General features: G+C 66.7%; 20 protein-coding genes. 12 read left to right on the top strand and 8 right to left on the bottom strand.

Annotated features, from left to right (window positions below; translation table 11 throughout):
* Positions 1-42: 42 nt before the first annotated feature.
* Both ACO07I_RS17085 and ACO07I_RS17080 read right to left on the bottom strand, forming a co-directional pair.
* Positions 43-1,965 (bottom strand): protein kinase domain-containing protein, encoded by a 1,923-nt coding sequence (locus ACO07I_RS17085; RefSeq protein ID WP_422009584.1) that lies wholly within the window; start codon positions 1,963-1,965, stop codon positions 43-45.
* A gap of 66 nt (positions 1,966-2,031) precedes the next feature.
* Complete coding sequence (locus ACO07I_RS17080) at positions 2,032-2,202, bottom strand: hypothetical protein (protein ID WP_422009583.1); 171 nt, start codon at positions 2,200-2,202, stop codon at positions 2,032-2,034.
* 254 nt (positions 2,203-2,456) lie between these two features.
* Between ACO07I_RS17080 and ACO07I_RS17075 the strand changes: the two genes are divergently transcribed.
* The 4 genes from ACO07I_RS17075 (at position 2,457) to ACO07I_RS17060 (ending at position 6,015) form a co-directional block, all read left to right on the top strand.
* Positions 2,457-3,209 carry an SDR family NAD(P)-dependent oxidoreductase gene (locus ACO07I_RS17075; RefSeq protein WP_422009582.1) on the top strand — a complete coding sequence of 251 codons (753 nt, stop codon included), beginning with the start codon at positions 2,457-2,459 and terminating at the stop codon, positions 3,207-3,209.
* A 9-nt stretch (positions 3,210-3,218) separates the two neighbouring features.
* A complete protein-coding gene (locus ACO07I_RS17070; protein WP_422009581.1) occupies positions 3,219-4,022 on the top strand; it encodes a putative hydro-lyase in 804 nt (267 codons plus the stop codon).
* Between the two features lie 2 nt (positions 4,023-4,024).
* Positions 4,025-4,711 carry a DUF2848 domain-containing protein gene (locus tag ACO07I_RS17065; RefSeq protein ID WP_422009580.1) on the top strand — a complete coding sequence of 229 codons (687 nt, stop codon included), beginning with the start codon at positions 4,025-4,027 and terminating at the stop codon, positions 4,709-4,711.
* Between the two features lie 98 nt (positions 4,712-4,809).
* Positions 4,810-6,015 (top strand): CaiB/BaiF CoA transferase family protein, encoded by a 1,206-nt coding sequence (locus ACO07I_RS17060; protein ID WP_422009579.1) that lies wholly within the window; start codon positions 4,810-4,812, stop codon positions 6,013-6,015.
* Here the strand turns inward: ACO07I_RS17060 and ACO07I_RS17055 are convergent.
* The gene (locus ACO07I_RS17055) at positions 5,999-6,526 is read right to left on the bottom strand and encodes a hypothetical protein (protein ID WP_422009578.1); all 528 of its coding nucleotides are present in this window, start codon (positions 6,524-6,526) and stop codon (positions 5,999-6,001) included. The two genes, ACO07I_RS17060 and ACO07I_RS17055, sit on opposite strands and share 17 nt — an antisense overlap.
* 106 nt (positions 6,527-6,632) lie before the next feature.
* Here ACO07I_RS17055 and ACO07I_RS17050 point away from each other — a divergent pair, with 106 nt between their 5' ends.
* The 3 genes from ACO07I_RS17050 (at position 6,633) to ACO07I_RS17040 (ending at position 9,295) form a co-directional block, all read left to right on the top strand.
* Positions 6,633-7,301, top strand: a complete 669-nt coding sequence (locus ACO07I_RS17050; protein ID WP_422009577.1) for an aspartate/glutamate racemase family protein — start codon at positions 6,633-6,635, stop codon at positions 7,299-7,301.
* Between the two features lie 17 nt (positions 7,302-7,318).
* Positions 7,319-8,140 carry an NYN domain-containing protein gene (locus tag ACO07I_RS17045; protein WP_422009576.1) on the top strand — a complete coding sequence of 274 codons (822 nt, stop codon included), beginning with the start codon at positions 7,319-7,321 and terminating at the stop codon, positions 8,138-8,140.
* Positions 8,141-8,254: 114 nt separating this feature from the next.
* On the top strand, positions 8,255-9,295 hold the full coding sequence (locus tag ACO07I_RS17040; RefSeq protein WP_422009575.1) for a fatty acid desaturase: 1,041 nt from the start codon (positions 8,255-8,257) through the stop codon (positions 9,293-9,295).
* Here the strand turns inward: ACO07I_RS17040 and ACO07I_RS17035 are convergent.
* The 4 genes from ACO07I_RS17035 to ACO07I_RS17020 all read right to left on the bottom strand — a co-directional run bounded on the left by ACO07I_RS17035 (position 9,284) and on the right by ACO07I_RS17020 (position 13,937).
* Positions 9,284-11,239 carry an adenylate/guanylate cyclase domain-containing protein gene (locus ACO07I_RS17035; RefSeq protein WP_422009574.1) on the bottom strand — a complete coding sequence of 652 codons (1,956 nt, stop codon included), beginning with the start codon at positions 11,237-11,239 and terminating at the stop codon, positions 9,284-9,286. The two genes, ACO07I_RS17040 and ACO07I_RS17035, sit on opposite strands and share 12 nt — an antisense overlap.
* A gap of 22 nt (positions 11,240-11,261) precedes the next feature.
* The gene (locus ACO07I_RS17030; RefSeq protein ID WP_422009573.1) at positions 11,262-11,885 is read right to left on the bottom strand and encodes an MSMEG_1061 family FMN-dependent PPOX-type flavoprotein; all 624 of its coding nucleotides are present in this window, start codon (positions 11,883-11,885) and stop codon (positions 11,262-11,264) included.
* Positions 11,886-11,976: 91 nt separating this feature from the next.
* A complete protein-coding gene (locus ACO07I_RS17025) occupies positions 11,977-13,032 on the bottom strand; it encodes an LLM class flavin-dependent oxidoreductase (protein WP_422009572.1) in 1,056 nt (351 codons plus the stop codon).
* A gap of 2 nt (positions 13,033-13,034) precedes the next feature.
* Entirely contained in the window at positions 13,035-13,937 is a 903-nt protein-coding gene (locus tag ACO07I_RS17020; protein ID WP_422009571.1) for a transcriptional regulator GcvA, read from the bottom strand.
* A 116-nt stretch (positions 13,938-14,053) separates the two neighbouring features.
* Here ACO07I_RS17020 and ACO07I_RS17015 point away from each other — a divergent pair, with 116 nt between their 5' ends.
* The 5 genes from ACO07I_RS17015 (at position 14,054) to ACO07I_RS16995 (ending at position 18,699) form a co-directional block, all read left to right on the top strand.
* The gene (locus tag ACO07I_RS17015) at positions 14,054-14,257 is read left to right on the top strand and encodes a DUF1127 domain-containing protein (RefSeq protein ID WP_422009570.1); all 204 of its coding nucleotides are present in this window, start codon (positions 14,054-14,056) and stop codon (positions 14,255-14,257) included.
* A 142-nt stretch (positions 14,258-14,399) separates the two neighbouring features.
* On the top strand, positions 14,400-15,617 hold the full coding sequence (locus ACO07I_RS17010) for a tetratricopeptide repeat protein (RefSeq protein ID WP_422009569.1): 1,218 nt from the start codon (positions 14,400-14,402) through the stop codon (positions 15,615-15,617).
* A 43-nt stretch (positions 15,618-15,660) separates the two neighbouring features.
* Positions 15,661-17,055: a 3-isopropylmalate dehydratase large subunit gene (gene leuC, locus ACO07I_RS17005; RefSeq protein WP_422009568.1), complete on the top strand. Its 1,395-nt coding sequence runs from the start codon at positions 15,661-15,663 to the stop codon at positions 17,053-17,055.
* A gap of 158 nt (positions 17,056-17,213) precedes the next feature.
* The gene (leuD, locus tag ACO07I_RS17000; protein WP_422009567.1) at positions 17,214-17,831 is read left to right on the top strand and encodes a 3-isopropylmalate dehydratase small subunit; all 618 of its coding nucleotides are present in this window, start codon (positions 17,214-17,216) and stop codon (positions 17,829-17,831) included.
* A gap of 4 nt (positions 17,832-17,835) precedes the next feature.
* Complete coding sequence (locus tag ACO07I_RS16995) at positions 17,836-18,699, top strand: EamA family transporter (protein WP_422009566.1); 864 nt, start codon at positions 17,836-17,838, stop codon at positions 18,697-18,699.
* Here the strand turns inward: ACO07I_RS16995 and ACO07I_RS16990 are convergent.
* Positions 18,672-19,181: an Lrp/AsnC family transcriptional regulator gene (locus tag ACO07I_RS16990; protein ID WP_422009565.1), complete on the bottom strand. Its 510-nt coding sequence runs from the start codon at positions 19,179-19,181 to the stop codon at positions 18,672-18,674. The genes ACO07I_RS16995 and ACO07I_RS16990 overlap by 28 nt on opposite strands.
* Positions 19,182-19,208: the final 27 nt, after the last annotated feature.

The following is a 19,208-nucleotide window of genomic DNA, read 5'->3' as shown; positions in this document are numbered from 1 at the left end:
ACTCTCTTCAAGCCGCGGGGCGCAACTTCCGTGCCACCGATGTTATGGCGCCGATTCGACGCGCTTTCCGTCCACCCAGCGACCCGGACTCGTCTTGCCGTCGGCATCGGTGACCTGGCCGTAGCCGTTGCGCTGTCCGCCGCGAAAGCCACCCTCGTAGCGCTCGCGCTCGCCGATCCGTTCGACGCCCGGCCCGTCGAGGACGTCCCCGTGAAACTCGCCGCCCTGCACGACGTTCGGATCGACCAGCGTGCGGCGGATGCCCAGCCCCTCGAGACGGCCGCCGACGAAGTTGCCTTCGGACCGTTCGACGCCGGGCTTCTCGCGCAGGCCCAGCCCGGTCGACTTGCCGTCCTTCCACTGGCCGGCATAGCGCGTGTCGTCGGCGAGCCGCACCGTGCCGAGGCCGCTCATGAGATCGTCGCGCCAGTCGCCGGCCTGGCGCTCGCCGTTGCCCAGTTCGGCGACGCCAAGGCCCTGCCGCTTACCGTCGACGACTTGGCCGACATAGCTCGCGCCACCGCTGTAGCTGAGGCGTTCGCTGTTCTCGAGATCGGGCCGCGCGGCCCGCGCCGCCACGATGCGCGCCTCGCCGGCCATGGCGCGCGCGGCTCGGGCCGCTTCCTCGGCGCGCTCGAATGCGGCGCGCGCCTCGGTTGCCGCACGCGTCGCCTGCTCGCCCAGCGCCTTCTGAGCCGACGTATCGGGCGCCGCGACGGGCGGCCTGGCGGGCACCGGGTTCGTCGCGACTGGAGGGACAGGCGTCGGTGTTGCTGCCGCCTGCGACGGTTCCGTCGGCCCGCCAATGGGGACGGGCGACGGCAGGCTTGTCTGTGTCTCCACCGCCGGTACGCCAAGGAAGCGCTCGCGAATTTGCGGCGCGTACTTCCAGGTCGCCGCGGCAGCCAGCACCAGCAGCACGATCGGCAGGCGCCGGCGGGCAAATCCCTTGCGCCGCGCGACAGGCGCCCCGGAGGCGATCTCCTCGGTCGGCGGTCGGCTGGCGCCACCGAGCCGCGGGCCCGCAGCGACCTGCGCCGGCACCGGCTCGGCCATCATGCGTTGCGTCGGCGCATCTTCGACGCGCGGCAGCGCCCCACCGAACAGCGTGCGCCACTCGGCGATGGATTGCGGCCGCTGCTCGGGCGCGAAGGCCAGGCCGCAGTCGATGGCCGACAGCATCGACGGATCGAAGCGGTCGGCATGGGTCGCCACGAGCGGCCGGTACGGGTCGGTGCCCACCCGGCTCACCGCCTCGGGTGGCGGGGAACCCGTGATCGTGTGATGCAGCACCGCCGCCGTCGCGTAGATGTCGGTCCACGGCCCCTGCTTGCCGTCCATCGCGTATTGCTCGATCGGCGCATATTGCGGCGTCAGGATGCTGGTCAGGGTGCGCGTGCGGCCACCCATCGCCTGACGCGCGGCGCCGAAGTCGATCAGGATGGGGACGCCGTCGCGCCGGACGATCACGTTCGACGGCTTGATGTCGCGATGAAGGAAGCCCTGGGCGTGAACGGCGCCGAGGCCGCTCAGCATGCCTTCGGTCAGGCGGCGGATCTCGTCGGGCTGCAGGCGGCGGCCGGGCTGGCGCAGGAGCTGCGCCACGCTGTAGCCGTCCTCGAACTCCATGACCGTATAGGCCGTGCCATTGGCTTCGAAATAGCGCAGCACCGGCACGATATGGACGTGACGGAACCGCGCCAGCGCCCGCGCCTCGTCGAGAAAACGCTCCCGGCCCCAGGTGAAATCGTCGGCGAAGCGCGACCCGCGCGGCGCCACCTGCCCATCGACCCGGCGCGTCGCGAACTCGACCGGCATGTATTCCTTGATGGCGACGAACTTGGCGAGCTGGGTGTCGAAGGCCCGGTAGGTGATGCCGAAGCCGCCATGACCGATCAGGGCGTCTAGGCGATAATCGCCCAGTCGCGTGCCGACCGGCAAAGCTTGATCGTGTTCTGCTGTCATGGGCACGCGCAACCTCGGCCCCTAAATGCGCGCTCCCGAGCAGCCGCACAAGCGGCTGAATCGTGACTAGCGGCTGGCGTCCGAGGTAACGAACGACCGGAGCGGGCCGGCGTCGCGCATTTCGGGCATGAGCTGCATGATCATCAGTAGGACGCAAAGGCCGATCGCCGTCAGCATCGTGGCAGGACCCGTGCGCAGATAGGGGGTGGGCGTCGAGGCCCGTCGCTCGTCCGTCATGTCGGACAACTCCAAAAAAAATCGACTTCGTCAAAAATAACGATGGCTCGAACGGCCCTGGAAATGGGCCAAGCCTGAGACGCAGCATAAATCAAATCGCCCCGGAAATTCAACAAAGCCTTGGAATTCCAAAGGTTTAATAGATGATGTGAAGAACAAAAGCGAACCCCACAAGGCATGGCGTAGGACTTGCGTCACAGTCGGGGTCCAAGATCGGCCGCGAACTCCGGCGCCAGCCGGGTTAGGATCGTTCCATGAATACAGCCCCACGCGACAATGTCAGGACCCTGGTCCTGACCGGCGCAAGCCGAGGCATCGGCCATGCGACCGTCAAGAAATTCAGCGCCAATGGCTGGCGGGTCATCACGATCTCGCGCCAGCCTTTCAGTGCGCTCTGCCCGTGGCCGAGCGGCGGCGAGAATCACGTGCAGCTCGATCTCGCCGATCCGGTCGATATCGGCCGCGGCATCGAGCAGATCCGCTCGCGCCTCGCCGGCGGCCGGCTCGACGCGCTGGTCAACAATGCGGCGATCTCACCCAAGGGCAAGGCCGGCGCCCGGCTCGGCGCCATGGACACACCGTTCGATCTCTGGCGGCAGGTCTTCAACGTCAACTTCTTCGCCCCCGTGGCACTCGCCCGCGGCCTGGTCGACGAGCTGTCGAAGGCCCAGGGTTGCGTCGTCAACGTGACGTCGATCGCCGGCAGTCGCGTCCATCCGTTCGCGGGCTCGGCCTACGCGACCTCGAAGGCCGCCCTCGCCGCGCTCACCCGCGAGATGAGCCACGATTTCGGACCGCGCGGCATTCGCGTGAATGCGATCGCGCCCGGCGAGATCGACACCGCGATCCTGTCGCCCGGCACGGAGAAGATCGTCGAGGAGCAGATCCCGATGCGACGGCTCGGCACGCCCGACGAAGTGGCAGACGTGATCCACTTCCTTTGCGAGAAGGGATCGAGCTACGTTTCCGGGGCCGAGATCCAGATCAACGGCGGCCAGCACGTCTAGGAGTTCGCGATGGACAGCACGATCACCAACTTCAAGGGCGAGACCGGCCGCGACGCGCGGCGGCGCATCCGCGCAGGCGCGGCCCGCCTGCCGACCTCGGGCATGGCGCCGGGCTTCGTGCAGGGCAATCTCGCGATCCTGCCCAAGGCGCTCGCTGCCGACTTCGCGCGTTTCTGCATGCTGAACCCCAAGCCCTGCCCCCTGCTCGGCCAGTCCGAGCCGGGCGACTGGCGCCTGCCGACCCTGGGCGAGGATCTCGACATCCGCACCGACATCCCGCTCTACCGCATCTGGAAGAATGGTGAGCTGGTCGAGGAAGTCACCGACCTCAACAGTGTGTGGCGCGACGACCTCGTCTCCTTCGTGCTGGGCTGCTCGTTCTCCTTCGAGGAGGCCCTGATCGAGAACGGCCTCGAGCTCCGCCACCAGACCTGCAACAGCAACGTGCCGATGTTCCGCACCAACATCGAATGCGCGCCGGCCGGCCCGTTCCATGGCCCGATGGTCGTGTCGATGCGCCCGTTCAAGCCAGCCGATGCGATCCGCGCGGTGCAGGTCACGACGCGCTTCCCCTCGGTGCACGGCGCTCCCGTGCATCTCGGCAAGCCGGAGATGATCGGCATCAAGGACATTTCCAAGCCCGACTACGGCGACGGCGTGCCGGTCCGCGACGACGAGCTGCCCGTCTTCTGGGCCTGCGGCGTCACCCCGCAATCGGTCGTGGCGACGGTGAAGCCGGAATTCTGCATCACCCACGCACCGGGCTACATGCTGGTCACCGACCTGCTCAACTCCCGCCTGGCCGTCCTCTGACGATGGCGCATCTGGAATTCGAGGGCCACGCCAAGGGCGCGGTCGAGCAGGTCGCGGTCGACATCAAGGATCTCGTGATCGCCGGCTGGACCGGCCGCGACGTGACCGCGCTCAACCATCACATCGAGGAACTCAAGGCGATCGGCGTGCAGCCGCCGTCGCGGGTGCCGATCTACTACCGCGCCGCCGCGCAGATGCTGACCCAGGCCGATCGCATCCAGGTGCTGGGCGAGGACAGTTCGGGCGAGGTCGAGCCGGTGCTGATCGGCGCCGCCGACCGGCTCTGGGTCACGGTCGGCGCCGACCACACCGACCGCAAGGTCGAGAGCTACGGCATCGCCGTTTCCAAGCAGATGTGCGCCAAGCCGATCGGCCGCACCGCCTGGCGCTTCGAGGAGGTCGAGGCGCACTGGGACAGTCTGATCCTGCGCAGCTTCGTGCAGGAAGGCGGCAAGAAAGTCCTCTATCAGGAAGGGCCGCTGTCCAAGATTCGCGATCCGCGCGAGCTGATCTTCGCCTGGAAGGACAACAAGCGGCTGCCCATGGGCACCGTGATGTTCTGCGGCACCATGCCGGCGATCGGCGGCATCCGCTCCTCCTCGCGCTTCGAGATGGAACTCGAAGATCCCGTCCTCGGCCGCAAGATCAGCCACGCCTACGACATCGAAACCCTGCCGATCATCGCCTGAAGGCGGCCTGCATCGCGAAGACGCATGGCTCGGCTGCAGGTCGGGCCTTGCGTGAACCGCGCCGCTAAACGTACGTTCAGCGCCTTCGGGAGGAACAAGTGACCACGATCAAGGGCGCCTACGACGGCATTACCGTTCTCGACTTCACGCAGGGCATCGCGGGGCCGCACGCGTCCATGCTGCTCGCGCTGCACGGCGCCGACGTCATCAAGATCGAGCCGCCGGAAGGCGACTGGGGCCGCGCGCTGGGCGAGCTGAAGGGCGATCACTGCGCCCATTCGGTCGCCTTCAACCGCGGCAAGCGTTCGATCGCGCTGGATCTCAAGTCCGCCGATGGCATCGCCGTCGTGAAGAAGATCGCCGCCAAGGCGCATGTCGTGATGGAAAGCTTCCGCCCCGGCGTCATCTCGCGGCTGGGCTTCGGCTACGAGGACATCAAGAAGATCAACCCGAACGTCATCTACTGCTCGGTGTCGGGCTTCGGCCAGACCGGCCCCTACAGCAAGCGTCCGACGGTCGACGGCCTGATCCAGGCGTTCAGCGGCATGATGGTGATGAACAAGATGCCGGACGGCACGCCGTGGCGGCAGGGCATGATCGCCGTCGACGTGACGACCGGCCTCTACACCTTCCAGGCGCTGGCGACAGCGCTGATGCGCCAGTTCCGCTACAACGAAGGTTGCTTCATCGATTCGAGCCTGATGCGCGCAGCCGCCGCCTTCCAGGGTGCGAAGCTGATGGAGTGGGTCTTCTCCAAGGGCGCACCGCCGGTGCTCTACATGCCGGCCGGAAGCTACAAGACATCGAACGGTTACATCATGGTGAGCGCCATGCGGCCGCACCATTTCCGGCTGCTGTTCGAGCTGATCGGCCGCCAGGACATCGCCGACGACCCTGACCTGCAGAGCCACGAGAACCGCATCAAGAATGCGGCCAAGATCATCAAGGCGCTGAACGAAACGATGCCGACCAAGACGACCGAGGAGTGGATCGCGATCCTGCAGCCCAAGGACGTGTTCTGCGAGCGGGTGAACAATTATTCCGACTATCTCGACCATCCGCACGTCAAGGAATCGGGCGCCATCGACTGGATCGAGCAGGACGGGTTCGGCCGCATGCCGGTCGCCAACATCGCCGGCCTGCCGCCCGCGTCGCAGCATGCGCCGCAGCAGCATGCGCCGCATGTCGGCGAGGACGGTCCGGCCATCCTGAGCGAGCTGGGCTACGGCGCCGCCGAGGTCGACGCGATCCTGGCGCGCGGCGGCGTGCGGGCGCCCGCGCCGGCAGTCAAGGCAGCGGACTGAGCACGAAACGTTCGATGTCGCTGCGGCTGCGCAGCCGCACGATGCGCTTCTCGCCGGCCAGCGCTTCGCATTCCTTTGCGAAGCGCTCCCGATTTTGGCCATGCGACTTGAGCGCATAGAGCAGGATCGAGTTCCGGCTGAGGAAGGCATTGGACAGGGTCTCGCGATTGCCGGTGCCCCACAATTCCTCGCGCGTGACGGCACGCTTCACCGTGCGCCGCAGCAGGCGCGACATCACGACGGGTAACGGCAGGTCGAGCCAGACGAGCGTGTCGGCCGGACGCCACACGAGATCCCTCACCTGGCTGTAATTGCCGACGACGATCCAGCCGTCGTCGGCGGTTTCGCGCTCGACGCGATGACGGAACAGATCGACCGGCGCCGGCTGCCAGTCACGTCCCCAGAAGAGCGCATCGAGCTCGACCACGCGCAGGCCGGCGCGCTCGGCGAGGCGCTCGGCCAGCCAGCTCTTGCCTGATCCCGTCGTTCCGAACACCGCCACCCGTCGCATGGCCAAATTCTAGCGTCGGCCGGCGCCGTCCCGCAGGAACGCTTTTCGCCACACCCCCGCCCACCGCCGCTGTTGCCGCGTGGCGGCGGATCGGGGACAGTCGCCCATGCATATCGGACTCATCGCCGGCATAGGACCGGCCGCCACCGACTTCTACTATCGGGGCCTGATCGACCGACACGTTGCCGGCGGCTCCCCGCTCGACCTCACCATGGCGCATGCCGATGTGCGCGAGATGAGCCGCAATCTCGTCGGGAAGAATCCCGGAAAACAGGCCGAAATCTTCGCGGGGCTGGCGCAGCGATTGAAGGCCGCCGGCGCTGGGGCCGTCGCCATCACCTCGATGGGCGGCCATTTCTGCGTGAACGAACTCACCGCGATCTCACCGCTGCCCGTGCTCAACGCCATTCCCGCGGTCGACGCGGCGCTGGCCAAAGGCCCGTTCAGGAAGATCGGCATCCTGGGCACCCGCACCGTCATGGAATCGAAGCTCTATGGCGGCATCCCCTCGGTGGAGGTCGTCCCGACGCAAGGCGCCGCGCTCGATCTCGTCCACGACACCTACGTCGCGATGGCGACGATCGGACACGTGACCGAGGCCCAGCGCCAGGTCTTCTTCGAGGCCGGTCGCGCGCTTTGCGAACGGGGCGCCGAGGCGATCCTGCTGGGCGGCACCGACCTCTTCCTCGCTTTCGCCGGACACGATCCCGGCTTCCCCGTCATCGACTGCGCCGACATCCATGTCGACGCGATCTACACCCAATCGGCCGCCTGACGGCCCGGAGCATCCCCATGGCCGAAGACACCCGCCCCCGCCGCTTCGCCGTCCTGATCGATGCCGACAATACCTCGCCGCGCATCGCCGCCGGCCTGTTCGAGGAGATTGCCAAATTCGGCGAGGCCAGCGTTCGCCGCATCTACGGCGACTTCTCCAGCACGCGACTCAAGTCGTGGGCCGAGATCCTGCAGAAATACGCGATCGATCCCTATCAGCAGTTCGCCTACACGTCGGGCAAGAACGCCTCCGACATCGCGCTCGTGATCGATGCGATGGACCTGCTGCACAGCGGGCGGTTCGACGGCTTCTGCCTCGTCTCGTCCGACAGCGACTTCACACGACTTGCATCCCGCCTGCGTGAGGAGGGCGCCGATGTCTACGGCTTCGGCGCACAGAAGACGCCCGAAAGCTTCCGACAGGCCTGCCGCCGGTTCATCTACACCGAAAACCTCCTGCCCGAGGCTGCGGTGGCGACACCCGGCGAGGGCGCGACTGCAAATTCCCTGCAGCCGGCCAGCGCCGCCATTCCCTTCCTGACGAAGGCGATTGCGCAGATGGAAACGGAAGACGGCTGGGTGAGTCTCGGCGCGGTCGGCCAGCGACTGGCCAACATCGCCTCGGATTTCGACCCACGCACCTATGGCTTCCGCAAGCTGAGCGACCTCATCCGCAAGACCGGTGCCTTCGACATGGAACAGCCGGATGGACGGACCGTGCGCATTCGCGCCAAGCCGCCCCAGCCCGTTGCGGAAAGCGCGCCCGCCCGCGGTCGCGGCCGAGGCCGGGGACGAGGCAGAGGCGCTGCTTCTGCCGCGCCGCGGTCGCAATCGACATAGTCGCCGAAGAGTCGCAGCGCTGGGCCACTTCGCTCGTTGCTTTTGTCCAGGCCGCCCCCTAAGCCCGATTTGCGGTTGCCGACGCCCGCTCCTCTCTCAAGGAAATTCACTCGTTTGAGCACCCTTCCGGAAGCTGCCGGCCCGCGCGCGCAGGTGGCGAAAGCCGCCCGCGCCTGGGCCCAGATCCTTGCAAGCTATCGACAGCCCAGCAACAGCCGCAGCATCTTCGAGATCGCCGTCACGGTGGTGCCGCTGGTCGCCTTGTGGGCGCTGGCCTGGGCGACGCTCGACATCGGCTATTGGCTGGCGCTGCCGCTGGCCTTCGCGGCCGGCGCCTTCATGGTTCGGCTGTTCGCGATCCAGCACGATTGCGGCCATGGCGCCTTCTTCCGCCAACGCTCGGCGAACGACTGGATCGGGCGCATTGCCAGTGTCCTCACGCTGACACCCTACGACGTGTGGCGCCGCACGCATGCGACACATCATGCCAGCACGGGCAATCTCGACAAGCGCGGCCTCGGAGACGTCGACACGCTGACGGTCGAGGAATACCGCGCTCGCTCGATGTGGGGCCGGTTGCGCTATCGTCTCTATCGCCATCCGCTGGTCATGTTCGGTCTCGGACCGGCCTATCTGTTCATCGTCCAGCATCGCCTTCCGGTCGGCCTGATGCGCGATGGCTGGCGGCCGTGGGTCAGTACGATGACGAACAACCTGGCGATCGTTCTGGTCGCCGGTCTGCTCATCTGGCTGGTCGGCATCAAGGCCTTCCTGCTGATCCACCTTCCGGTGCTGTTGCTCTCCGCCTCGGTCGGCGTCTGGCTGTTCTTCGTCCAGCACCAGTTCGAGCACACGAAGTGGGACAACGATCCCGACTGGAATTTGCACGAGGCGGCCCTGCACGGCAGCTCTCACTATGACCTGCCGGCCTTCCTGCGCTGGTTCACCGCAAACATCGGCATCCATCACGTCCATCATCTGAGCAGCCGCATCCCCTACTACCGGCTGCCGCACGTGCTGCGCGACCATCCCGAGCTGCGGGACGTCGGACGCCTGACCCTGCTTCAGAGTTTCCGCTGCGTGCGCCTGGTCCTGTGGGACGAGACGCAGCGCCGCCTCGTGTCGTTCCGCGAGGCCCGCGCCTCACGCGTCTGACGGGCAGCTCTTCAGCAGGTTGGCGGCCGCCGGATCGTTTGGCGCCCGTGCGAGGCATTCTTCGAAGTGGGTGCGCGCCGCCGCAACATCATGCCGGAGCAACGCCTCGACCCCGCGCAGCAACGGCTCGCGCGTCCTGAACTTGGCTTCCCGCTCGGGCGGCGGATCACGATCGAACACCTCGAACAGCACCACCGGCCGCGTCTTGCCCCTGACCACGACCACATCGAGGGGACGGATCGCGTAGGCGCCGGGATCCGCAAGATGATCGTAGGTGTACTGTGAGACCAGCATGCGGACGCGATAGACCTTGGTCAGGCTCTCGATGCGGGCTGCAAGGTTCACGGCATCCGAGATCACGGTCCCGTCCATGCGGTGCAGTTCGCCGATCGTTCCCATCATCAGCGAGCCGGTGTTGATCCCGGTGCCGATGGCCACCGGCGCGAGCCCCTGCGCCGCGCGACGCTCATTGAAGTCGTCAAGGGCATCGAGCATGGCAAGACCCGCCCGCACCGCGTCATCGGCATTCTCGAACAGGGCCATGATGGCGTCGCCGATATATTTGTCGATGAAGCCGCCATTGTCGCGGATCACCGGCCCGACATGCTCCAGATAGGCGTTGATGAAGTCGAAGTTCTCATCGGGCGTCATCGTCTCCGACAGCGCCGTGAAGTTGCGGATGTCGGAGAACATGATGGTCATATGCTCGCGCTTGTTGTCGCCCAGCGCCACCGAGACGATGTTCGGCTTGCCGATCTTGGCCAGGAAGGCGCGCGGCACGAACCGCTCGATCGCCAGGTTGGTCTCCCGGAGGTCGTTGATCCGCGATCGCACCGAATCCCGCATCGAGGCGAAGCTGCGCGCCAGATGCCCGATCTCGTCGCGCCGGTCGGTATTCGCGATCTCATGGTCGAGATCGCCCTCCGCGATGGCGCCGGCCTCACCGCGCAGGTTCAGGATCGGATCGATGATCCGGCGCTGCAGCAGCCGGGAAGTGATCCAGTAGATCAGCGGCAGGGTCAGCGCGAGCAGGACCATCGAACTCACGAACACATGCACCACGGCCTGCTGTGCAAGCGCCAGGTCGTAGGTGACCTTGCGCACGATCATCATCGGCCTCTGATCCTTGATCGTGTCGGCCCTGTTGTAGCGGCTGTACGTGGTGACGCGGTGGCCCGACGCATCGGGTAGCTGCAGCCGCCCTTCCTTCAGGATCTCGGCGGCCAGGGTGGCATCGAGTTTCTCGCCGGGCCGTATCAGGGACCAAGTGCCCGAGGCGTTGATCAGGTACATATCGACGTCGGTCACATAGGCGTTCGATTTTACCGCGTCGGAAAAGTAGTCCTCGAAGAAATACTGGCTCATCCAGCCGAAGTCGCTCTGCTTCAGCGTGGCGCGCACTTCGGTCGACACCTCGATGAGGTAGTCCTTACCGGGCGGACCGTAATAGGTGTAGGTCCGCAGCGTACCCGTCACCGACGAGAGGTCGATGCCGTCGCTCATGGCCTTGCCCTTGTCGAACACCGAATCGAGGAAGTCGGAGAAGGGCCCCTTCGGAAAGACGAGACCCCGGTCGTAGGCCAGGTTCGTGTTGAAGATCTTGTGGGCGCGATCGATGAAATAGATGTGTTGGACGCCATACCGGGACGCGAGGGCGTTCATCTCCTCGTCTGTCAGGTCGGCCGGCGTGCGGCCCATATGCTCGATATCGGCTTCGATCTGCGGCAGCACCTTGGCCATGGCGGCGGTATTGCGCTCGTTCTCGCTGCGCAGCATGGTCTCGAAGACGTCGAAGCGTTCGCTGAGGCTGGCCTCGATGCGGCGCAGCTCTTCGTCCTGCAGCTTCGACACCAGCCGGTACATCGCGAGCGACGCCACGATCGTCGCGCCCAGGCTCACGGCGATCAGGACCGTGAGCAGGAAAAGACCGACCTTTCGCTTCATCGAAGGACGGTCCTTGGGCCGTTCAGGTGTTCTGCCACAGCCGCGTCGTGTACGCGCCCTCGACATTGGCGTCGATCTGGGCTGCGACGGCTTCGCTCTCGCCGATGCGCGGCGCGATGATCTTGCCGAACGAGATGCGGCCGGGTGCCGGCCACGCCTTCGGGTCCCAGAGCTTGGCGCGCACGATCGAGCGGGCGCAGTGGAAGTAGCAATGCTTGATGCGGACGCGGGTCGCCAGCAACGCCGGTTTGCCCAGCGAGCTGAGCGATGCCACCAGGTCGGCGTCGTCGTGGATCTCCGCCGTGCCGGAAATGCGCAGCGTCTCACCGGTCGCCGGGACCAGCGCGATGATGCCGATCTGGCCGGTGTCGAGAATGTTGTTCAGCCCGAAGGCGAGGTTGTTGCCGACCCGCTCGGGAATCAGCAGCGTCTTGGAATCCTCGACCCGGATGAAGCCCGGCTCGTCGCCCTTGGGAGACACCTCGACCGTGCCGTCCGCCGACGTCGTGCCGACCAGGGCGAAGGGGCAGCGCTTGAGGAATTCGATCGACTGATCGTCCAGCGCATCAAGGATCTTCACCCGTGTGGCGGGACGCGGTTCCGCAATGATGCGCCGCAGCTCTTCCTTCGTGCTGATGCGAGCCATGAGACAAACTCCTTCGAAACGCTTTGGCGGCAACATCCGCCACTTGCGAACGACTTGCAACCTTGCCGGCGTTGGGGGCTCTGAGGCTCTCTCAGGCGAAGTGCGGTGCCACCTCGAGCATGAAGCGCTGCATCTGCTCCTTCACCATCGCATGCGGCTTCTGCCCGTAGTTGAAGTAGAGAATGACCTCGGCGACGCCGGCCGCCTCGACCTGCTTCAGGGTGTCGACGATGTGCTGCGGGCTGCCGCACAGGATCGACTTGTCGGTCAGCTTCTCCGGCCGCATGTCGCGCAGGATGTTCACGATGTCGACGAAGTACTTGTAGGTCGGCGGCACCTTCTCGCCCGTCGACGAGGGAAAGGCCGCGATCAGCGCGTCCTGGAAGTAGCGGACCAGCGCTTCCTTGCCGTAGCGCTCCTCGTCCGGCGTCGAGGCGATGTGCACGAAGTAGGAGCACATGGCCCGCCGCATCGGCCGCTTGAAGCCGGTCTCGCAGGTCTCGCGATAGACCCGCACCGCGTCGGCCAGCGAGCCGTAGACCATGGCCGCCGCGAAGGGCGCATAGATCACGTTCCAGTCGTTCTTCGCCGCCAGCTCCATCGACGGCCGCGAGAAACAGGCCACATAGGGCCGGAGCGGGCTCTGTGCCGGCTTCGGGCGGACTTCGACATCGTTGAACTCGTAAAACCGGCCCTTGTGGGACCACTTGCCGGGCTCGGTCCAGGCGCGCCAGACGATCTCCAGGCCTTCGGCGAACAGTTCGGCGGACTCGTCGAACGGCATCTGGAATGGATCGTATTCCTTGCGGTCGTAGCCGCGGCCGGCGGCGAAATCGACCCGGCCGCCCGACAGGAGATCGAGCGTCGCCCATTCCTCGGCGACGTGCAGTGGATGATGCACCGGCAGGAGCGTCACCGCAGGCGCCAGCCGCAGCTTGGTCGTGGCGCCCGCCAGTTGCGCCAGCATCGCCAGCGGCGAAGCGTTGACGCCCAGCAGATTGAAGTGGTGCTCGCCGATCCACGCCGAGTTCAGCCCGACCTTCTCGGCCCACAGCGCTTCGGCATAGATGTCCTTGATGAAGGATTCGGCCGAGCGGGGATTGTCCGGGTAGCGATTGTCCGAGAGGGTAAAGTAACCGAATTGCATGATCAGGCCGCCTGCTGCACCACTTCGGACAGGGAGACGATCCAGTCGCGGAACGCCTTGATCTTGCGCCGCCGGATCGCCTCGGGCGGATAGACCAAATAGTAGGCGAAGTCTGACGAGCGCTTGAATTCGAACGGGACGACCAGCCGGCCGGCCTTGAGATCGGGCTCGACCAGCGGGTTGCGGCCCAGCGCGACGCCCAGCCCATCCATCGCGGCCTGATAGGCGGCCAGCGCGAAGTCGAACGACACGCCGCGCGAGGCATCGACGCCCTTCACCCCCGCCGCCGTCAGCCAGACCTGCCAGTCGTCGGGAAAGCTGCCGATATGAAGCAGCGTGAAGCGCTTGAGGTCGGCCGGCCTGCCGAGGCCGTTCGGACCCTTCATCAGCGACGGTGCGCAGACCGGCATCACGTCCTCGCTGACCAGCCGCTCGGCCATCAGGTTCGGCCACTGGCCGCGGCCATAGCGGATGCCGATGTCGACATCCTCGCGGGAGAAGTCCACCAGCGACGTGCCGGTCGAGATGCGCACGTCGATCTCCGGATGCGAGCGCTGAAAACCACCCAGCCGCGGCACCAGCCACTTCACGGCAAAGGACGAGGTCGTCGTCACCGTGAGGTTCCCGCCCTTGTCCTTCTGCAGCAACTTCTCCGTCGCCTCGTTCAACTGGTCGAAGGCCGCACGCACCGAGGGGAGATAGGCCTGGCCCGCCTCGGACAGCAGGAGCGAGCGATTGCGCCGCACGAACAATTTTAATCCGAGTCTCTGTTCCAGCCCGCGCACCTGGTGGCTGATCGCGGCTTGCGTGACGCTCAATTCTTCCGCGGCATCGGTAAAGCTCATATGGCGTGCCGCGGCCTCGAAGGCACGCAAGCCATTGAGCGGCGGCAGGGATCGTTTCATCGCCAATCCTTCACATGAGCTATTTTAATCAAAACAGGACAAAGGGTCGTTTGTAAAGGGGGGCCTCGGCGCGCACATCACCCCCAACAGAGTTCAACCCTTCCGGGAGCCGTCACATGGCAAACCTATCGCTTCACTATTCATCGTCGGCCCCGCTGGCCGGCCCTTTCACCGCCTTCGGCCAGATCCTCACGACCTGGCGCGAGCGGGCAAGGCAGCGCCGCGAGCTCGCCACTCTCGACTACCGCACGATGCGCGATCTGGGCATCAGCCCGACCGACATCCAGTTCGAGGTGAACAAGCCCTTCTGGCGCGACTGACATCCCAATCCGGAGGGGTCCCGTTCCTACCCTGCACGGGACCATCCCACTCCGGTACCTGGCCGGCGGTCGCTCCCTGCCTCCCTTGCGACCGCCGGCTTTTTCTTTGCCGGCCGCCCTGCCCCTCTGCTAGAGCCGCCGCGTGCCGCTCAACGACCAGCAGATCCAGACCCTCGGCCGCGACGCCGTGCAGCGCGCGGCGGCGGGTGACTTCGCCTCCGCCGAAGAGATGTTCGCCCGCATCGTCGAGGCGCGCCCCAACATGGGCCAGGCGCTGCATCTGCTGGGCCAGGTCCGGCTCAAGCTCGGCCGTTTCGACGAGGCGCGCGAGCCGCTGGAACGCGCCGCGCAGTTCCTGCCCCGCGACGTCGCCGCGCAAACCAACCTCGCGGGCTGCCTGATCCAACTCGGCCGGCACGAGCAGGCGCTGGCCGCCCTTGCCAAGGCCGCGAAGCTCAAGCCGGACGACGCCACGATCGCCCACAATACCGGCCGCACCCTGCAGGCGCTGGGCCGCGCCGAGGACGCCGAGCGCGCGTACGATCTGGCTTTGTCGATCGACCACCGGCTGCTGCCGGCGCTGAGCGCCCGCGCGGAGCTGCTGGCCGCGCGCGGTGAATGGGCCGGCGCTCTCGCCGATCTCGAAACCGCGCTGGTGAGCCAACCCAACGATCCTCGCCTTCGCCTGCGACGAGGCGAACTCATGCTGCGCCAGGGCGACTGGTGGCGCGGGCTCGACGATTACGAAGCGCGGCTGGAGATCCCGGGCGCGCAGTACATGCCCGAACTGCCGCGCTGGCAGGGCGAACCGCTCGACGGCCGTCTGCTGCTCTATCCCGAACAGGCCGACATCGAGAGCGAGGCCGCTCTGCGCGATACCTTGATGCTGGCGCGCGGCGTCGAGGCGGTCGTGCAATGCAGCGCGACCCTCGCCGACTGGTTGGACAGGCCGACCGTGCGCCGCGGCGAGCCGCTCGACGGTTTCGTGGCCGCCGCCCCGCTGCGCAGCCTGCCGCTTCTGCTCAACTGGACGCGAGACGCGCTGCCGCCGCCTGCGAAACTACGGCCCATCGCCAAACCCGCGTCGCGCATCGGCTGGTTCACGACCGTCGAGCCTCCGGTCGGGCTCGACCTCGCGCGCACGCCGGAAGAGATCCCGGCCTGTCGTCTGGTCGTGGGCGACGATACCTGGCCCGCGCATGCCGCGGCGTCGCTCGGCATCCCGACGGTGATCCTGGTGTCCGATACCGCAGACTGGCTCTGGGGTCCGAACCTCGGAACATCACCGTGGTATCCATCTGCGGAACTGTTGCGCGACGATGATCGCGAAGGACTGGCGGCGCGGCTCGCCGGGTGCTGATATCCGCGTCCGGCGGAAACACCCACACCCAGAGGCCAAACCCATGGGCAAGACCCTGTTCGACAAGATCTGGGACAGCCACGTCATCACCGATCTCGGCAACGGCTTCGTATTGCTGCACATCGATCGCCTGCTGTTGCACGACATGTCGGGCGGCAAGGCGCTGAAGGAAGCCATCGACAAGGGCTATCCGCCATCTCAGCCGAGGCTGATCTACGGCACGCCCGATCACACGATGTCGACCAAGCCCGGCCGCACCGAGCACACCCATCCGCCGGGCCTGCCGCTGATCAAGTCGATGCGCGAGACGACCAGCGCCTACGGCATCAAGCTGTTCGACCTGGGCCAGGACGGCCAGGGCATCGTTCATGTGATGGGTCCTGAACAGGGGCTGACGCTTCCCGGCACGACTCTCGTCTGCGGCGACAGCCATACCTCGACCCACGGCGGCATGGGCGCGCTGGCCTTCGGGATCGGCTCGTCGGAACTGGTGCATGTGATCGCGACGCAAACGATGGTGCAGCGCAAGCCCAAGCGGATGCGAGCCAGCTTCGAGGGCAAGCTGATGCCGGGCGTCACGGCCAAGGACATGATCCTTCACCTGATCGGCGAACTCGGCACGGCCGCCGGCACCGGCTACTCGGTCGAGTATGCAGGCTCGGCGGTGCGCGCCCTCCCGGTCGAGGCGCGCCTGACGCTGTGCAACCTCACCATCGAGATGGGCGCGCGCACCGGCATGGTGGCGCCCGACGACACGACCTACGAATATCTGAACGGTCGCGACTATGCGCCGAAGGGGACGCTGTGGGACCGCGCGGTCGCGCACTGGCGCACCCTGCCGACCGATCCCGACGCCGAGTTCGATCGCGAGCACACGATCGACATGAAGAACGTCGCGCCGCAGATCACCTGGGGCACCAGCCCGGAACATGTCATCGCCGTCGACCGCGCCATCCCCGACCCGCGCAGCGGTCCGGAGGAAAAGCGCGGCGCCTGGGAAGCCGCGCTCCAGTATCAGGGCCTCGAGCCCGGCAAACCGATCGAGGGCACCAAGGTCGACTGGGTGTTCATCGGCTCCTGCACCAACAGCCGCATCTCCGACCTGCGCGCCGCCGCCGAGATCGTGAAGGGCCGGCACAAGGCCGACCACGTGACCGCCTGGGTCGTGCCGGGCTCCGTGCGCATCAAGGCCGAAGCCGAGGCCGAGGGCCTCGACCGCGTGTTCCTCGACGCCGGCTTCGAATGGCGCGAGCCCGGCTGCTCGATGTGCCTTGCCTCCAACGGCGAGCGCGTTCCACCCGGCAAGCGCAGCGTCTCGACCTCCAACCGCAACTTCGTCGGCCGCCAGGGACCCGGCGCCCGCACCCATCTCGCCAGCCCCGCCATGGCCGCCGCCGCCGCCATCAAGGGCGCCATCGCCGACGTCAGGAAGATCTAACGAAAGGCCCCACCCTGAGGCGCGGTCCGCAGGACCGCATCTCGTCGCGCGGAGTAACCTCCGAGCTGGGGTGGGAACGAGCACCACGATTGTTGCCCATCCTTCGAGACGCGCGTTGCACGCGCTCCTCAGGATGAGGTGAAGGGAGGAAACGCAGAATGGACAAGTTCACCAAGGTGACGGGAGTCGCCACGCCGCTGATGCGCCAGAACGTCGACACCGATCTGATCATCCGCATCGAGCGGCTGGTCGACAACGTGACCCGCGAAGGGCTGGGCCCCTATGCCTTCGAGCAGATCCGCTTCAAGCCCGACGGCAGCGAGGACCCGGACTGCATCTTCAACCAGACGCCCTATCGCGACGCGCCGATCATCCTCAGCCGCGAGAATTTCGGCTGCGGCTCGAGCCGCGAGGGCGCAGTGTGGGCGCTGAAGGGCATGGGCATCAAGGCGGTAATCGCGCCCTACTTCGGCGACATCTTCAACAACAACTGCTTCCAGAACGGGCTATTGCCGGTGGCTCTGCCGATCCACGAGATCGAGCAGCTCGCCGACGAGATGAAGGCTTCGCCCGGCAACGCGCGCATCACCGTCGACCTCGAGAACTGCCAAGTGATTTCGCCGACCGGCCGCACCATCCCGTTCCAGGTCGATGCGCGGCGCCAGCACGCCATGCTGAACGGACTCGACGACATCGCCCTCACCATGTCCCGGCACGACGAAATCGAGGCGTGGCAGACATCGGACAAGAGTTCGCGTCCGTGGGTCTGGCTGTAGGCGTTTGAGCCCGCTGCATCTCGCGGCGGCCCTCCTCATCGTGGCGATGTGGGGGCTGAACTTCACGGTCATCCGGTTCGGCCTCGACGAGTTCACGCCCTTTGCCTTCGCGACCTGGCGCTTCCTGCTGGGCGCCCTGCCGGCCCTGTTCATTCCGAAGCCCAACGTATCGTGGGCGGCGCTGGCCGGCATCGGCGGCCTGATGTTCGGCGGCCAGTTCATCTTCCTGTTCTTCGCCATGGGCGCAGGTCTGCCGCCCGGGCTCACCTCGGTGCTGGTACAGCTCCAGGGACCGCTCACCGTCGTGCTGGCCGCCCTGCTGCTGCGCGAGCATGCGACGCGCGGCCAGTGGCTCGGCCTCGCCGTCGCGGTCGCCGGCGTCGTTCTGCTCGCACGCTCGATCTCGGACGACACGCCGCTGCTCGCCGTCGGCCTGGCGCTCATGTCGGCCTTCACCTGGGCGCTGGGCAATCTCGTGTTCCGCTCGGCCCGCGGGGTCTCGATGTTCGCCGTCACCGTCTGGGCGAGCGTGCTGCCGCCAATCCCGCTGGCGCTCGCGTCCCTCGTGCTCGACGGGCCGGCGGCGCTGGCAGCGCCGATCCTCGCGCCGACCTGGCGTGGCTGGTTCGTGCTCTTCTACACCGTCGTTCCGGTGATGTGGCTGGGCTACCTAATCTGGGGCACCTTGCTGCGCACCTATCCCGCTGCGAAGGTCGGCCCGGTGTCGCTGCTCGTGCCCTGCGCTGCGCTCGCGATCTCGGCCTACCTGACCGGCGAGCCGCTGTCGGGGGAGCGCCTCGTGGCCGTGGCGGTCGTGCTGGGTGGCGTGGCGATCGGCGTCTACGCCTCGGCGCGACGCCTGCGCTGAGCCCCTCGCGCCGGCTTGCCGAAGACCGATTGCGGCACCGCGCGGTTCACGACCTCGCGCAGCGCGAAGCTCGATTCCAGCCGCGCGACCCGTGGCAGGCGCGAGAGTTCAGTGCGATGGATGCGCTCGAAATCCTCGATGTCGCGCGCCAGCACGATGACGACATAATCGTCGCTGCCCGACATCAGGAAGCAGCGCACCACCGAGGGGCAGTCGAGGACACCCGCCTCGAACGCCGTCAGCGCCTCGTCGCTCTGGCTGTCCAGCGTGATCCGCACCACGACCGTCGTGCCCAGCCCGAAGCGGCCGAGGTCGAGCACGGCCTGGTAGCCTCGGATCAGGCCCTCATCCTCCAGCGCGCGCTGTCGCCGCGCCACCGCGGTGCTCGACAGGCCCACCCGCGCGGCAAGCTCGACCTGGCTCACCCGGGCATTCTCCGTCAGCTCCGACAGGATGGTGGCGTCGATCTTGTCGAGATGCATGTGCGGAATCCTGCGTGCTTTCGCGGC

Source organism: Reyranella sp. (assembly GCF_965227665.1).
GTDB lineage: Bacteria > Pseudomonadota > Alphaproteobacteria > Reyranellales > Reyranellaceae > Reyranella.
Note: the sequence above shows the minus strand (reverse complement) of the source record. Positions and strands in the feature narration are given on the sequence as shown.